Annotated in this window: 14 protein-coding genes; 9 read left to right on the forward strand and 5 right to left on the reverse strand. The window is 62.4% G+C overall.

The window, feature by feature from the left end:
- Positions 1-44: 44 nt before the first annotated feature.
- Positions 45-560, reverse strand: coding sequence for a MarR family winged helix-turn-helix transcriptional regulator (locus ACI2KA_RS08110; RefSeq protein WP_404500883.1), 516 nt, complete (start codon positions 558-560; stop codon positions 45-47).
- Between the two features lie 240 nt (positions 561-800).
- Between ACI2KA_RS08110 and ACI2KA_RS08115 the strand changes: the two genes are divergently transcribed.
- Positions 801-2,330 (forward strand): MDR family MFS transporter, encoded by a 1,530-nt coding sequence (locus ACI2KA_RS08115; RefSeq protein WP_404500885.1) that lies wholly within the window; start codon positions 801-803, stop codon positions 2,328-2,330.
- A gap of 36 nt (positions 2,331-2,366) precedes the next feature.
- On the opposite strand, the gene ACI2KA_RS08120 is transcribed toward ACI2KA_RS08115, so the two are convergent.
- Together ACI2KA_RS08120 and ACI2KA_RS08125 are read right to left on the reverse strand one after the other, a co-directional pair.
- On the reverse strand, positions 2,367-2,666 hold the full coding sequence (locus ACI2KA_RS08120; RefSeq protein ID WP_404500887.1) for an addiction module antidote protein: 300 nt from the start codon (positions 2,664-2,666) through the stop codon (positions 2,367-2,369).
- Positions 2,647-2,964, reverse strand: coding sequence for a type II toxin-antitoxin system RelE/ParE family toxin (locus tag ACI2KA_RS08125; RefSeq protein WP_404500889.1), 318 nt, complete (start codon positions 2,962-2,964; stop codon positions 2,647-2,649). Before ACI2KA_RS08125 ends, ACI2KA_RS08120 begins: the two co-directional genes overlap by 20 nt.
- A 235-nt stretch (positions 2,965-3,199) precedes the next feature.
- Here ACI2KA_RS08125 and ACI2KA_RS08130 point away from each other — a divergent pair, with 235 nt between their 5' ends.
- The 3 genes from ACI2KA_RS08130 to ACI2KA_RS08140 all read left to right on the forward strand — a co-directional run bounded on the left by ACI2KA_RS08130 (position 3,200) and on the right by ACI2KA_RS08140 (position 6,980).
- Positions 3,200-4,216 carry a ligase-associated DNA damage response exonuclease gene (locus tag ACI2KA_RS08130; RefSeq protein ID WP_404500891.1) on the forward strand — a complete coding sequence of 339 codons (1,017 nt, stop codon included), beginning with the start codon at positions 3,200-3,202 and terminating at the stop codon, positions 4,214-4,216.
- 1 nt (position 4,217) lies between these two features.
- Complete coding sequence (locus tag ACI2KA_RS08135) at positions 4,218-5,843, forward strand: cisplatin damage response ATP-dependent DNA ligase (protein WP_404500893.1); 1,626 nt, start codon at positions 4,218-4,220, stop codon at positions 5,841-5,843.
- A 171-nt stretch (positions 5,844-6,014) separates the two neighbouring features.
- Positions 6,015-6,980, forward strand: coding sequence for an alpha/beta hydrolase family protein (locus ACI2KA_RS08140; RefSeq protein WP_404500895.1), 966 nt, complete (start codon positions 6,015-6,017; stop codon positions 6,978-6,980).
- 44 nt (positions 6,981-7,024) lie between these two features.
- Here the strand turns inward: ACI2KA_RS08140 and ACI2KA_RS08145 are convergent, their stop codons facing one another.
- Complete coding sequence (locus ACI2KA_RS08145; protein WP_404500897.1) at positions 7,025-9,724, reverse strand: heavy metal translocating P-type ATPase; 2,700 nt, start codon at positions 9,722-9,724, stop codon at positions 7,025-7,027.
- 167 nt (positions 9,725-9,891) lie between these two features.
- Between ACI2KA_RS08145 and ACI2KA_RS08150 the strand changes: the two genes are divergently transcribed.
- Together ACI2KA_RS08150 and ACI2KA_RS08155 are read left to right on the forward strand one after the other, a co-directional pair.
- Complete coding sequence (locus ACI2KA_RS08150) at positions 9,892-10,800, forward strand: L,D-transpeptidase (protein WP_404500899.1); 909 nt, start codon at positions 9,892-9,894, stop codon at positions 10,798-10,800.
- Positions 10,801-10,959: 159 nt separating this feature from the next.
- The gene (locus ACI2KA_RS08155; protein WP_404500901.1) at positions 10,960-11,685 is read left to right on the forward strand and encodes a L,D-transpeptidase; all 726 of its coding nucleotides are present in this window, start codon (positions 10,960-10,962) and stop codon (positions 11,683-11,685) included.
- 58 nt (positions 11,686-11,743) lie between these two features.
- On the opposite strand, the gene ACI2KA_RS08160 is transcribed toward ACI2KA_RS08155, so the two are convergent.
- Complete coding sequence (locus ACI2KA_RS08160) at positions 11,744-12,202, reverse strand: MarR family winged helix-turn-helix transcriptional regulator (protein ID WP_404500903.1); 459 nt, start codon at positions 12,200-12,202, stop codon at positions 11,744-11,746.
- A 193-nt stretch (positions 12,203-12,395) separates the two neighbouring features.
- Between ACI2KA_RS08160 and ACI2KA_RS08165 the strand changes: the two genes are divergently transcribed.
- The 3 genes from ACI2KA_RS08165 (at position 12,396) to ACI2KA_RS08175 (ending at position 14,020) form a co-directional block, all read left to right on the forward strand.
- Complete coding sequence (locus tag ACI2KA_RS08165; RefSeq protein ID WP_404500905.1) at positions 12,396-12,818, forward strand: organic hydroperoxide resistance protein; 423 nt, start codon at positions 12,396-12,398, stop codon at positions 12,816-12,818.
- A 97-nt stretch (positions 12,819-12,915) separates the two neighbouring features.
- Positions 12,916-13,299 carry an antitoxin Xre/MbcA/ParS toxin-binding domain-containing protein gene (locus ACI2KA_RS08170; RefSeq protein WP_404500907.1) on the forward strand — a complete coding sequence of 128 codons (384 nt, stop codon included), beginning with the start codon at positions 12,916-12,918 and terminating at the stop codon, positions 13,297-13,299.
- On the forward strand, positions 13,259-14,020 hold the full coding sequence (locus tag ACI2KA_RS08175) for an RES family NAD+ phosphorylase (protein WP_404500909.1): 762 nt from the start codon (positions 13,259-13,261) through the stop codon (positions 14,018-14,020). Before ACI2KA_RS08170 ends, ACI2KA_RS08175 begins: the two co-directional genes overlap by 41 nt.
- Positions 14,021-14,099: the final 79 nt, after the last annotated feature.

Here is a 14,099-nt window from a genome sequence, read left to right on the forward strand (position 1 = left end):
ACGGTCTCGTCGTTTTAAAGTGAAGTTGCGGATCGCCGGGGCCACTATGATTTTTTCTGATCCGTGAAGAAGTCCGTATCCGGCGAAAGCCGGTATTCGAAACGGTCGATGAACCGCTCGAACAGGCGGGCGAATGTCTCCACATCCTCCGCCGGCCAGCCATCCATCACGTCCTCGACGACACGCATCTTGGTGCGACGCATCTCCTGCAAAAGACTGGTGCCGAGCGGCGTGATCTCGACGATGCTGCGGCGGCCATCCTCCTGGGAGACGCCCCGCTTCAGCAGGCCGCGCCCCACCATATCGGCCACCACACGGCTGCCACGGGAAGGATCGATGCGCATGCCTTCGGCAATCGCGCCAACCGTGACATCGCCTTCGGTGCGACGCAGAATGTCAAGAACGTCGATATGCGAGAGTTCCAGACCCGGAGCGAGCTTGGCAAGCGCCATGCGGCCGATGATGCGGCGGCCGATCATGATGCGCATGCGCGTCATCGTATTGCCGATCCGCTTGATGTTTTCCGGCAGATCCTCGTTCCAGTCTTCCTCAGTCGTCACGCTTTGCCGTTCCTTTCATTGCCAGTTCGCGATCACATTTAGAGCATTTCCCGTAAAAGTGCGTAGCGGTTTTACGTCCGGACAATGCGCAAAAACAAAAACATAGAGCGCGCCCGACCTTTCGATTTAACCGGCCGCGCTTGTCCAGTAGCATGGATGTCAAAAACTTGCCATTGACATATATGTGCTGATGGCACACAAATTGTCGCAGCAAAACCGCCGGAACTCAACGAGATTTTCATGGATATGTCCGCAGCCCCCGTGGCGCCGCTTGTGTCGGATCATCGGCGCAGGCTCATCGTCTTTCTGTTTCTGATGCTGGCCATGTTCATGGCGACCCTCGACAACCAGATCGTATCGACAGCACTTCCCACCATCGTCGGCGAGTTCGGCGCGCTGGAACGCTTCGGCTGGATCGGCTCTGCCTATCTTCTGGCGACCAGCGCGGTCATGCCGGTTTATGGCAAGCTCGGCGACCTGTTCGGGCGCAAATATGTGATGATCGCGGCGGTCGTCATCTTCACGCTCGGCTCGCTTGCCTGCGGCCTGGCCTGGTCGATGGACAGCCTGATTGCCGCCCGCGTACTGCAGGGTCTTGGCGGCGGCGGCATCATGGTGTCGATCTTCTCCGTCAATGCGGATCTGTTCGAACCGCGTGAGAGAGCCCGCTACCAGAGCTATTCCAGCCTCACCATCATGGCGTCCGGCAGCGTCGGCCCGATCCTCGGCGGCACGATGAGCGACCTGTTCGGCTGGCGGTCGATCTTTCTGATCAACCTGCCGCTCGGGCTCATCGTCATCATCGGCCTGGCGCTGTTGCTGCCCTATCGCCGTCCTGCACGCCAGCCGAAGATCGATTATCTCGGTGCGGTGCTTCTCGCGGCCACCATTGCGAGCGTCGTCTTCTGGGCCGACAGCAGCGAATTGTTCGGCTCGCTGATCGCAGGCCCCAGCCTCGGCATCATCGCCTTTGCCGTCATCGCCGCTTTCCTGTGGGTACAGGTCGAGCGCCGCGCGCCGGAACCCGTCGTGCCGCTCAGGCTGTTCAAGGACAGTACCTTTCCGCTGTTGATGATCGTCTCGCTGACCAGCGGCGGCATCGGCATCGGCATGGTCAATTATTACGCCCTGTTCCTGCAGACGACGACCGGGCTTTCACCCTCCCATGCCGGCCTGTTCTTCATTGCCGTCACCGGCGGCATCGTCATGGGCTCGCTTTCGGCGGGGCGGCTGATTTCGATCACCGGCGTCTACAAGCCCTTCTCGGTGGCGGGTCTCTCCATCAACCTCATCGCCATGCTGCTCTTCACGCAGATGCATGCCGGAACGCCGCTTCCCCTTATTGCCGCGCTGATGCTGGCGCAGGGTTTCGCCGTCGGCCTCGGCCAGCAGGCGCCGATCATCGGCGTGCAGAATTCCGCGCCCAAGGCCGATATCGGTGCGGCGAGCGGCGCGGTGACGCTGACCCGCATGGGCGGCGCGGCGATCGCCATTTCGGTCTATGGCGCCATCGTATCGTCGAGCCTCAAGGGCGTGACGGTCGACATTCCCGGCGTCGGCAGAATAGAGGAACTGACGCCGAAAATGCTCTCGGAACTCCCCGCCGCCTCACAGGCCGCCGTCGCCTCGCTCTATTCGGATGCGTTCACGCCGCTGTTCTTCGCCGCGGCCGCAACCGCCGCCATCGGCCTTGCGGCGGCGCTGATGCTGAAGCCCGTGCGCCTGCCGGCGGCGGTGCAGGCAAAGCCGGCCGAAGGGGCGGGGGAGTAGGGAAGTGCAGTCTGCAGGCTGGCGCGAATGCCAGCCTCACGCGGCGCTCAGTGATTTTTCGACAGCCAGCCGGAAGCCCAGCGCATGCAGGACTCTCTGCACGGTCTCGTAGCGGAGCTTCGAACCAGGTTTAAGCGCTTTATATAGGCTCTCCCGGCCGAGACCCGAGGCATCCGCGACATGCGACATTCCGCGAGCCCTGGCAACTGCGCCAAGGGCGGCGATGAACACATCGGGGTTTTCGTTTTCCATCGCCACTGCCAGATATTCGATCATGGCTTCGTCGCTATCAAGATAGTCCGACACATCGAATTTGCTAAATTCCGTCATGACCATCCCCTCCTATTGTTTGCGCCATCGCGATTGCGCGCTTTATGTCCCACTTCTGCGACGACTTATTCCCGCCGATCAGAAGGAAGTAAACCCTCCTTCCGACACGCGTGAAATAGACCCGATAACCCGGACCACAGTGGATGCGCATCTCTGAAACGCCTCGACCCACCGGCGCGCAATCGCCGAAATTCCCATGCTCGGCTGCCGTGAGGCGATGAAGAATCCGTACCTTTCCGGTGCGATCTTTCAAAGCCTTTAGCCATTCGTCGAACTCTGTCGATTTCTCGAAACTGTTCGTCATGAAATGTATCCGATTGGATACATTTCCGCAAGCACCAATCCCATGGCCACCCTCCAGCCGGCCGCGCGCGGGCGTTGCGCCTGCGAACTTTGTAATGCAACGCTGATACAGGCCCGGCCCAAAATCGAAATGACAGGGAGGTGGGGGCCAAACAAAAACGCCCCCACTGGAAATTTAACGCCCGTTCCGCGTTATGCTCGCAGCACTTTACATTCGCGCGGGCGGCCCTATCTCAATGAATATGAAGCCGGAACAGCTCCTGAATTCCACGCCCAAGGGCCTCTATTGCCCGGCGGGCGATTTTTATATCGATCCCGTCCGCCCCGTGGCGCGGGCGCTCATCACGCACGGCCATTCCGATCACGCCCGCGCCGGCCATGGCGCGGTGCTGGCCACGCGCCAGACGCTGGATATCATGCGTATCCGTTACGGCGAGGATTTCTGCGGCAGCGAGCAGGCGGTTGCCTTCGGCGAGACGGTGGAGGTGAACGGCGTCACTGTCGGGTTCCATCCCGCCGGCCATGTGCTGGGCTCCGCGCAAATCTCCGTCGAAACGAACGGCCTGCGCATCGTCGCGTCCGGCGATTACAAGCGCGGTATCGACCCCACCTGCGCGCCCTTCGAGGCTGTTTCCTGCGATGTCTTCATCACCGAGGCAACCTTCGGCCTACCGGTGTTTCACCACCCGCTGCCGCGGGTTGAAATCGGCAAGCTGCTGATCTCCATCCGCCAGTTTCCCGAACGCACCCATCTGGTCGGGGCCTATTCTCTCGGCAAGGCGCAGCGGGTTATCCGGCTCTTGCGCGACAATGGTTATGCCGATCCGATCTACATCCACGGCGCGCTGGCGCGGCTTTGCGATTATTACGTCTCGCAGGGCATCGATCTCGGTGATCTCAGACCCGCCACGCTCGAAAAAAGCAATCCCGCCGCCTTCAAGGGCGCCATCGTCGTCGGTCCGCCATCCGCCTTTCAGGAGCGCTGGGCGCGGCGCTTCAACGAGCCGCTGATCGCCTTCGCCTCCGGCTGGATGATGGTGCGGCAGCGCGCCAAGCAGGGCGGTGTCGAACTGCCGCTGGTCATATCAGACCATTGCGACTGGCCGGAACTTCTGGAAACCATCCGGGAAATCGGCCCGCAGGCCGTCTGGGTCACCCATGGCCGCGAAGAGGCGCTGGTGCGCTGGTGCGAATTGCAGGGTATCGCCGCCAAGCCGCTGCATCTCGTCGGTTACGAGGATGAGGGGGATTGAGATGAAAGCCTTCGCCACTCTTCTCGACCGCCTTGTCCTTACGCCGTCCCGCAATGGCAAGCTGAAGCTGCTCACCGATTATTTCCGCGATACGCCCGATCCCGACCGGGGTTACGGGCTGGCGGCGATTGCCGGCACGCTGGACCTGAAAAGCGTCAAGCCGGCCATGCTGCGCGAGCTGGTGCTGGAGCGCATGGACGAGGTGCTGTTCCGTTACTCCTACGACTATGTCGGCGATCTGGCCGAAACCATCTCGCTGGTCTGGGGCAATATCGGCGGCGCCGACGATTCGGAAGCGCAGGATCCACGCCTCGGCGATGTTGTGACGCTGATGAATTCGCTCGGCCGAACCGAGGTACGCGGCGCGGTGCGCGATCTGCTCGACCGGCTGGACACCTCCTCGCGTTTCGCTTTCCTCAAACTCGCCACCGGCAGCCTGCGCATCGGCGTTTCGGCCCGGCTGGCGCGTCAGGCGCTGGCGGATTTTGCGGGGAAAGACATCACCGAAATCGAGACTCTCTGGCATGGGCTCACACCGCCCTACAGGCCGCTTTTCGCCTGGCTGGAGGGCAGGTCCGAGCGGCCGGTGCTGGCGACGCCGGCGATCTTCCATTCGGTGATGCTGGCCACGCCGGTGGCCGATGGCGATCTCGACGGGCTGGACCCGGCCGATTACGCGGCGGAGTGGAAATGGGACGGCATTCGTGTGCAATTGTCGCGCGCCGGCGAAACGCGCAAACTCTATTCCCGCTCCGGCGACGATATTTCCGGCGCTTTCCCGGATGTCCTGGAGGCGATCGATTTCGAAGGCGTCATGGATGGCGAATTGCTGATTGGCGGGACAGTGCGCTCCAACAATCTCACCCGCACCTTTTCCGACCTGCAACAGAGGCTGAACCGCAAGACGGTGACGGCAAAGATGCTGGACGACTACCCGGCCTTCATCCGCGCTTACGATCTGCTGTTCGACGGCGAAAGCGACATCCGCGCCAAGAGCTATCTGGAACGCCGCGGCCGGCTGTCCGACATCATCGAACATGCCCCGCATGACCGTTTCGACCTGTCGCCGCTGATCGGCTTTTCCAGTTGGCCCGAACTCGATACGCTGCGTGCCGCCCCGCCTGACCCGGTGATCGAAGGCGTGATGATCAAGCGCCGCGACAGCGCCTATCAGGCCGGCCGCGCCAAGGGACCATGGTTCAAGTGGAAACGCGATCCCTATAATATCGATGCGGTGATGATGTACGCCCAGCGCGGCCATGGCAAAAGATCGAGCTATTATTCCGATTTCACCTTCGGCGTCTGGGCGGCAGGCGAGGATGGCGAACAGCTCGTGCCCGTCGGCAAGGCCTATTTCGGCTTCACCGATGCGGAACTCGAAGTCCTGGACAAGTTCGTGCGCGACAATACCGTCGAGCGTTTCGGCCCGGTGCGGGCGGTGCGCGCCACGCCGGATTTCGGTTTCGTGCTGGAAGTGGCCTTCGAAGGCATCAACCGCTCCACCCGCCATAAATCGGGTGTCGCCATGCGCTTCCCGCGCATTGCGAGGCTCAGGGCCGACAAGCTGCCGGTCGAAGCGGACCGGCTTTCGACGCTGGTTGCGATGATCGATGGCTCGGAAGGATAGGGCAGGGGAGCAATCGTGCGCCGGCGCGGCTGCCGGTGCAGAAAAAGGCATTGTCCAGAAATTGCCATGAATGCTGCGAATACATTGGTGTCATTCGCGAATCCGTGATTGGACAGCCTCCCGCCGCAGTGCTGAACTGCTATTATTCCTACTCCGTCGTCAGGTGCACCCATGGCAGACAAGCGCTTTCCTTCCTCAGCCTTCGGACAGGAAGAGAGCGATATGAATTTCCCCGGCCTGACGCGGCGCAGCCTGCTGGCCGGCGCCGTCGGCCTGTCGGCGGCGGCCATCCTGTCGCAGGGCGCAAGAGCGGGCATTGTCACGCCCGAGGTGTTGCCGCTGGAGCGGCAGGATTATGCGGAGGCGCGTCGGCACTTCCATACGCGCCTGTTGCGAAAAATGGCGGCGCCGGAGAAATCCTCCGCGCTCGGCACACCGCCAGGGGCGCAGCGCGTGACCTATCCCGGCGGGCCGGATGGTTCCATCGAGCTGGTGGCCTGGCTCTCGCACTATCAGCCATCGAAGACACTGAAACCTGCGGTCCTGTTTCTCCATGGCGGCAATGCCACGGGCGACGGCCACTGGGCGCTGATGAAGCCCTATTGGGACGCCGGTTTCGTCGTGCTCCTGCCGTCCTTCCGTGGCGAAAACGGCCAGAGCGGTAACTATTCCGGCTTTTACGACGAAACGGCGGATGCGCTGGCGGCGGCCGCCTATCTGGAAAGCCTGCCGGGCATAGACGGCAAGCGCTTCTTCATCGCCGGCCATTCCAATGGCGGCACGCTGACGCTTCTGGCCTCCATGAGCCGCAGGTTCCGTGCCGCGAGCCCCATCTCGGCCGGCGTCAATTCCTGGCGTTATTTCAACCGTTATACCGACGAGATCTGTTTCGACGAGACCGACGAGCGCGAATTCATCATGCGCTCCTCGGTCTGTTTCGGCCCGAGCCTCAAATGCCCGGCCCTGCTGCTGCGCGGTGAAGAGGAGCGGCCTTTCGACGCCGATCACCAGCTTTTCGTCGATCGCGCCTTGTCTTCGGGGTTCAGGGTCGACAAAAAACTCCTGCCCGGCACGCATAACGGCGTCGTCCCGGGCGCGGTGGCGGAAAGCGTCCGCTTCTTCAACCAATTTGCATAAAAGGGCTGAAAACCGCGCCGGCGGCTTTCAGCCCGCTTCCGGGGTCAGGCGCTCTTCTTGAAATAACCGAGCAGCCGCATGGCATTGGCGGTGACGAGAACCGTCGCGCCGGTATCGGCGAAGACGGCGAGCCACAGGCCGGAAAGGCCGGTGACGGTGGTGACCAGAAACACCGCCTTCAGGCCGAGCGCAATGGTCACGTTCTGGCGGATGTTGCTCATGGTGGCGCGCGACAGGCCGATGAGGCGGGCGGCATCGCCGACATTGTTGCGCATCAGCGCCGCATCCGCCGCTTCCATCGCCACATCCGTACCCGAGCCGATGGCGACACCGACGCTGGCGGCGGCAAGGGCCGGCGCATCGTTGATGCCGTCGCCCACCATCACCACGGTCTTTTTCGCTGCAAGCTTGCGGATTTCCTCGACCTTGTTCTGCGGCAGGAGTTCGCCGCGCGCTTCAAGACCCAGCGCGTTGCCGATGGCACGCGCCGTGCGGGCATTGTCGCCCGACAGCATCAGCGAGGAAATCCCCATCTCCTTCAGCGCCCGGACGCCCTCGGCTGCATCCTTGCGCGGTTCGTCGCGCATGGCGAAGAGGCCGCTTGCCGCACCGCCGGCCATGACCACGGCCACCGTCTTGCCTTCGCTTTCAAGCGCCGTGATGCGGTCTGCCACATCCTGCGCAACCGTGCCCACCTCGGTGGCAAAGCGCGGCGCGCCGATGAACAGGTTCTTCCCGCCAACGGTGCCCTGCATGCCACGGCCGGCAATGGCCTTGATATCGGAACCGGGCAGAGGCTTCACACCCGCCTTTACGGCATGATTGACGATTGCTCGCGCCAGCGGATGGCTCGATTCGTGCTCGATGGTTGCGGCCGCGGCGATCAGTCCGTTTTCGTTGCCGTCCAGCGCCACCACGTCCGTCACGACGGGTTCGCCGAGTGTCAGCGTGCCGGTCTTGTCGAAGGCGACGGTTTCTGTGCGCGCCAGCATCTCGATGACCGCGCCGCCCTTCACCAGCATGCCGTGCCGGGCCGCGGCCGAAAGGCTGGAGGCGATGGCCGCGGGAACGGAGATGACCAGCGCGCAGGGGCAACCGATCAGCAGCAGCGCCAGGCCGCGGTAAATCCACGTATCCCAGTCACCGAGGCCGGCAAGCGGTGGCACGATGATGGTGAGCACGGAGATCGCCACGATCAGCGGCATGTAATAACGCGAGAAGTTCTGGATGAAGCGCTCGGTCGGCGCGCGCGCATCCTGCGCTTCCTCGACCAGCGTGATGATGCGGGCGATGGTGTTGTCTTCCGGCGCGCGGTCGACGCGGATGCGCAGCGAGCCGTCATGGTTGATCGAGCCGGCAAAGACGCGGGCGCCCTTTTCCTTGGCGACCGGGATGCTCTCGCCGGTCATCGGCGATTCGTCGACACTCGATTCGCCTTCCATCACCACGCCGTCGGCGGCGATGCGGTCACCGGGACGCGCCACGACCACCTGGCCGATGCGCACCTGATCGGCCGGCACCTGCCGCAGCGCGCCGTTTTCTTCCACCAGCGCGGTTTTCGGCAGCAGCGAGCCGAGGGCCTTGATGCCGGAACGTGCCCGCGCGGCCGCAAAGCCTTCGAGCAGTTCGCCGATCGAAAAGAGCAGCACGACGATGGCGGCCTCTTCCGCCTCGCCGATGAAGATCGCGCCGATGGCGGCAATGGTCATCAGCATCTCGATGGTGAAGATCGCGCCGAAACGGGCGGCGTTGACGGCATTGCGCGCAATCGGAAACAGCGTCACCAGCGTGGCGATGATGAAGGCGTAACCGCCCCAGGCCGGGAAGGCCAGTTCCGCCGCATAGGCGACCGCGACCAGAATGGTGCCGGTAAAGGTGTTGCGGGCCTTGGCCGTGCGCCACCAGGCGCCTTTTTCATCGGCGCCATGGGCATGACCCGCATCGGCGCCCTGGCTTGCGGCGGCAGAGGCCGGGCCATGGGAATGGCCCGCATGCTCGCCGCCTGAATGATCGTGATCTGAATGATCATGGCCGGAATGGTCATGGTCATGCCCCTTGCAGGACGGGTGATCGTGTCCCGAATGGTCATGCCCGGAGTGGTCATGACCAGAGTGATCGTGGCCGCCGCATGTCGCGTGGTCATGATCATGATCGGCCGTCTTTTCGCGGGCGGTCTTTTCCTGCGGCAGCAAGGCGGGCTTGAAGCCGAGCTTGCGAAGCGTATCCTCGATTTTTTCGACCGGGGTTTTGTTCTCGACAAGCGAGAGGTTCAGCCTTTCGCGGGCCACCGAGACCTTGACGTCGGCAACGCCGGGCAGGCGCGAGAGCGCGGTTTCGATCTTCGCCGCGCAGCTGCCGCAATCCATGCCGCCGACCGAAAAGCTCAGCGCATGATTCTTGTCAGCGACCGCTTCGGCCGCGTCATGATGGTGACCGTCGCAGCAGGAGTGGTCGTGATGATCGGCTTCCACCTTTGCCTGGGCAGCCTTTTCGCGCGGCAGCAAGGCGGGCTTGAAGCCGAGCTTGCGCAGCGTGTCCTCGATTTTTTCGACCGACGTTCTGTTCTCGGCCAGCGACAGGTTCAGCCTTTCGCGCGCTACCGAGACCTTGACGTCGGCAACGCCGGGCAGGCGCGAGAGCGCGGTTTCGATCTTCGCCGCACAGCTGCCGCAATCCATGCCGCCGACCGAAAAGGTCAGCTCCTCCGATTCCCCGTTCAAACTGCCGCGTGTCGAAATATTCATGGTTTTGCTCCTGAATTCCAGTCGACAGCCAATCTGGCACCTCTAGCAACTAGAGGTTCAAGGGCAAAAATGCAGCTTCCCGATTTTTTTTAAGAAAACCGACGCCAGCTTCGCGCCAGCCGCGCGGTTCATCATGCCGGCATATTGGATTCCATGAAGCGGTTCAGATGACAGCACTCCTTTTGAAACACTGCCGCCGGGCGGCCTCTCTGGCGGGCCTTGCGGTTCTGCCGCTGCTGAGCGGCTGCCTTTTCGTGACCGATACGAGCCGGATGAACCCGGATGTCTTCGTGCAGGAAACGGCGCCGGTCTTCAATTTCAACTCCGTCAGTTCCAACCGTCAGCCGGAACTGCCGCCGCAGCCGGGCCAGCTTTCGACGCGCCCGCCGGACCTGTTCCGCACCCGTTTCCATCAGGAATACGGCCCGCCGGTGCGCGGGCAGGGCCTGAGCGCACCGCAGGTGCAGGGTTCCAACGCCGCGCAGCCGCAGGGCCAGACGATGGCCTATGGCCTGCCGGTCTCCAATCCGCTGCATCGGGTCATGTACGGCCCGATCCGCGATGAGGACCGGTCGCTGCCGGCCATCCCCTATAGCCGCATCGACCCGCGTTACCTGCGGCAGGAGGTGAGTTACCGGACGGCGGAAGCGCCCGGCACCATCGTGGTCGATACCAGGCAGCATTTTCTCTATCTGGTCCAGCCCGACGGCAAGGCGATCCGTTATGGCGTCGGCCTCGGCCGTGACGGTTATGCCTGGTCGGGCCGCGGCAAGATCCAGTGGAAGGCGAAATGGCCGCGCTGGACGCCGCCGGATGAAATGGTCAAGCGCCAGCCGGAACTCGCTTCGATTTCCGCCGCCAATGGCGGCATGACGCCGGGTCTCAACAACCCGCTCGGCGCGCGCGCGCTTTATATTTTCAAGGACGGCAAGGACACGCTTTACCGGGTGCACGGCACGCCGGACTGGCAATCGGTCGGCAAGGCCACCTCGTCCGGCTGCGTGCGCATGCTCAACCAGGACGTCATCGACCTTTACGAGCGCGTGCCGCAAGGGGCGCAGATTGTGGTTATCTGACCACTTTCTAAAAGAAAGCGCTGTGACGGGCGGCTTCTCCAGCGGCTTGTCGCTGGCTTTTAGCGGTTGGTTAACTATTTTCGCAATACGCCTGAGACGTGGAACAAACGACGTACAACGGCGATCCAGGCCGTTCGAAATGTGGGACAATCCGGACTTATGACGAGCACCGACACAGATCTTTCCAGACGTACTTTCCTTTCCCTGCTGGGCATCTCTTCCGCTTCGCTTCTGGCGGGCTGCGCCTCGTCCGGCACGGGGGATGCCATCCGCCAGCAGGCGAGCGCCATCGGCAGCGATTTCCGCCAGATGTTCTCGCCCGGCGTCAGCGATGCGGAACTGGCCGTCATGTACGGCTCGGTTGAGGACGGCGGTTACGTCATTCCCGCCGTACCCTATCAGAAAATCGACCGGCGTTATTATCGCCAGCGGGTCGTCGACCCGACCGGCGAGCGCCCCGGCACCGTCGTTGTGGATACGCGCTCGCGCTTCCTCTATGTGGTGGAGCAGGGCGGCAGCGCCATGCGTTACGGCGTCGGCATCGGCCGCGAAGGTTTCGCCTGGTCGGGCGAAGGCGTCATCCAGTGGCGGCAGAAATGGCCGAAATGGACCCCGCCGGACGAAATGGTCGCCCGCCAGCCGGAACTCACCAAATATTCCTCCAAGAATGGCGGCATGCCGCCGGGCCTGAAGAACCCGCTTGGCGCACGTGCCCTCTACATCTTCCAGAACGGCAAGGACACGCTCTACCGCCTGCACGGTTCGCCGGAATGGAATTCCATCGGCAAGGCCGTTTCCTCCGGCTGTGTGCGCCTGATGAACCAGGACATCATCGACCTCTACGACCGCGTGCCGCAGAAGGCGCGCGTGGTGGTCTGGCAATAAGCCCAAGAGCATTCGCATACACGAAGGCGGCCTCGTGCCGCCTTTGCTTTTTTGAGGATCAGGTGCGGGCCAGCCGGTCCTTCAACGCATTCACCCGGTCCCGCAGCTGCGCCAGTTCCTCCAGCCCGCAGCCGGTGGCGCCGCCGATGGCGGCCATGATCTTCACACCCTCTTTCTTGAGGTCGGCGCCCTTTGGCGTCATGGCCACCAGCACCTGCCGCTCGTCCACGGTGCCGCGCTTGCGGGTGATCAGGCCCGCCTGTTCGAGCCTTTTCAGCAGCGGTGACAGCGTTCCGGAATCGAGCCCCAGCATTTCACCGAGCGCCTTGACGGTGGAGGTCTGCTTTTCCCACAGCGCCATCATGACAAGATATTGCGGATAGGTGAGCCCGATCGGATCGAGCAGCGGCTTGTAGGCCCGCGTGAAGGCGTGCGCCGCGCCATAAAGGGCGAAGCATATCTGCTGGTCCAGCCTCAACAGGCTTTCCATCGTCGTGTCGTTGCCCTCTGCACCCATTGTCCTGCTCCAAAATAAACCGGGGAGGGAACAATCAGCCCCCGCTTTCGGTTCCTGCCGCATGGATGCGCGGCGAAATTTCGTGAAAACTATCGCAAAAAACAAATTTCTATTCAACGCGCAAAATCATATTGCGCACAATTTAATTGTTCGCTATAAAACATTCAACACCAACCCGAAGGGAGTAAATGCCATGCCCATTCTCTACACGACCAAAGCATCCGCCACCGGTGGCCGCGCCGGTAACGCCAAGTCGGAAGACGGCGTTCTCGATGTCACGCTGACCGTTCCGAAGGAACTCGGTGGTGACGGCGCTCGCGGCACCAATCCGGAGCAGCTTTTCGCCGCCGGTTATTCCGCCTGCTTCCTCGGCGCGCTGAAGGCGGTCGCCGGCAAGCAGAAGGTAAAGATCCCCGAAGACACGACTGTGACGGCAACCGTCGGCATCGGCCCGCGCGAAGATGGCACCGGCTTCGGCATCGAAGTGGCGCTGAAGGTCAACATTCCCGGCCTGGAACGCGAAAAGGCAGAGGAACTGGTGGCTGCCGCCCATATCGTTTGCCCTTACAGCCACGCCATGCGCACCTCCACGGAAGTGCCGGTGTCGGTGGCCTGATATTGCAGACATGAAAAGCAAGGCCGGGGTTCATCCCCGGCCTTCTTGTTTGTGGAAATAAATATGCTATATTCTTTCTGAGGAAAGGATGTGTGCCATGAATATTCATGCCAATACTGCCATGGATCCTGCAGCGCAGGGCAGGGTCGTCACCAAGGCCGTTATCGCCGCTGCCGAGCGGCTGGGCCTGAATGCCGCCCGCATGGCGGATATTCTCGGCGTTTCCGCCCCTACCGTCTCGCGCATGAAAAGACTGGATTTCCTGCTGGAGCCGGGCGCCAAATCGTTCGAACTGGCGGTGCTGCTGATCCGGGTTTTCCGCTCGTTGGACGCGATTGCCGGCGGTGACGAGGCCGTTGCGAAGAACTGGCTGCGCAATCACAATGTTGCGCTGAACGCCGTGCCTGCCGACAAGCTGACCACCATTACCGGATTGATCGATGTCCTCTCCTATCTGGACGCCCGACGCGCTCCTGTCTGAAAAACGCGTCGCATCGGGAAAATACTGGCGGCTGGTGGAAGCGCAGCATCAGGTTTCCACCATGAAGCTGGTGGATACGGTGGAGGAGCAGTCGCTGCTGGAAGATATTCTCGAGGCGAGCAAGCGGCCGTTTCCGCCCGAATGCGCCGGTCTCGACTATCTTCTCGCCACGCCTTTCCGTTATGGCGCCGCCTATCCGCACGGTTCGCGTTTCCGCCGGGCGGGTTTCACCGAAGGTGTTTATTATGCCGCGGCGAAAGTGGAGACGGCGCTCGCCGAAATGGCCTTTTACCGGCTGCTGTTTTATGCCGAATCGCCCGGTACGCCGCTGCCCGCCAATCCTGCCGAATATTCCGCCTTCGCCGCCCGTGTCGCCACCGATGCGGCGCTTGATCTGACGAAACCGGAGCTGAACCGCGACGAACGGCTGTGGACCGATCTCACCCGTTACGAGCCCTGCCAGGCGCTTGCGGAACAGGCGCGCGAGGCTAAGGTGGAGGCTATCCTTTATCGCTCGGTGCGCGATCCGGCAGGCGGCCTGAATATCGCGATCCTGTCGCCGAAGGCCTTCGCCGCCAAAACGCCGGTGGAGAGAATGAGCTGGCGCATTCACCTCTCGAAAACCGGGGTGCAGGCCCTGTGCGAATTTCCGATGCGGCGGGCCGGTTTTTCCGTCTCGGATTTTGCCGGTGATCCGCGTCTGGCCAGCCTGCTGGGGTGACGGCCGCTGGTTAAGCAGAGGCCGCCGTTCGTTTCTTCTCCCCAGCCCGGGAGAGGAAACAAGCGGCATTCTTCGGCCT

Source organism: Agrobacterium sp. NPDC089420 (assembly GCF_044900305.1).
Classification (GTDB): Bacteria; Pseudomonadota; Alphaproteobacteria; order Rhizobiales; family Rhizobiaceae; genus Agrobacterium.

Excerpts from the sequence above, each read along its gene's own strand:
- ACI2KA_RS08115 (WP_404500885.1), top strand. The coding sequence starts at position 801 with ATGGATATGTCCGCAGCCCCCGTGGCGCCGCTTGTGTCGGATCATCGG.
- ACI2KA_RS08120 (WP_404500887.1), bottom strand. The coding sequence starts at position 2,666 with ATGGTCATGACGGAATTTAGCAAATTCGATGTGTCGGACTATCTTGAT.
- ACI2KA_RS08125 (WP_404500889.1), bottom strand. The coding sequence starts at position 2,964 with ATGACGAACAGTTTCGAGAAATCGACAGAGTTCGACGAATGGCTAAAG.
- ACI2KA_RS08130 (WP_404500891.1), top strand. The coding sequence starts at position 3,200 with ATGAATATGAAGCCGGAACAGCTCCTGAATTCCACGCCCAAGGGCCTC.
- ACI2KA_RS08135 (WP_404500893.1), top strand. The coding sequence starts at position 4,218 with ATGAAAGCCTTCGCCACTCTTCTCGACCGCCTTGTCCTTACGCCGTCC.
- ACI2KA_RS08140 (WP_404500895.1), top strand. The coding sequence starts at position 6,015 with ATGGCAGACAAGCGCTTTCCTTCCTCAGCCTTCGGACAGGAAGAGAGC.
- ACI2KA_RS08145 (WP_404500897.1), bottom strand. The coding sequence starts at position 9,724 with ATGAATATTTCGACACGCGGCAGTTTGAACGGGGAATCGGAGGAGCTG.
- ACI2KA_RS08150 (WP_404500899.1), top strand. The coding sequence starts at position 9,892 with ATGACAGCACTCCTTTTGAAACACTGCCGCCGGGCGGCCTCTCTGGCG.
- ACI2KA_RS08155 (WP_404500901.1), top strand. The coding sequence starts at position 10,960 with ATGACGAGCACCGACACAGATCTTTCCAGACGTACTTTCCTTTCCCTG.
- ACI2KA_RS08160 (WP_404500903.1), bottom strand. The coding sequence starts at position 12,202 with ATGGGTGCAGAGGGCAACGACACGACGATGGAAAGCCTGTTGAGGCTG.
- ACI2KA_RS08165 (WP_404500905.1), top strand. The coding sequence starts at position 12,396 with ATGCCCATTCTCTACACGACCAAAGCATCCGCCACCGGTGGCCGCGCC.
- ACI2KA_RS08170 (WP_404500907.1), top strand. The coding sequence starts at position 12,916 with ATGAATATTCATGCCAATACTGCCATGGATCCTGCAGCGCAGGGCAGG.
- ACI2KA_RS08175 (WP_404500909.1), top strand. The coding sequence starts at position 13,259 with ATGTCCTCTCCTATCTGGACGCCCGACGCGCTCCTGTCTGAAAAACGC.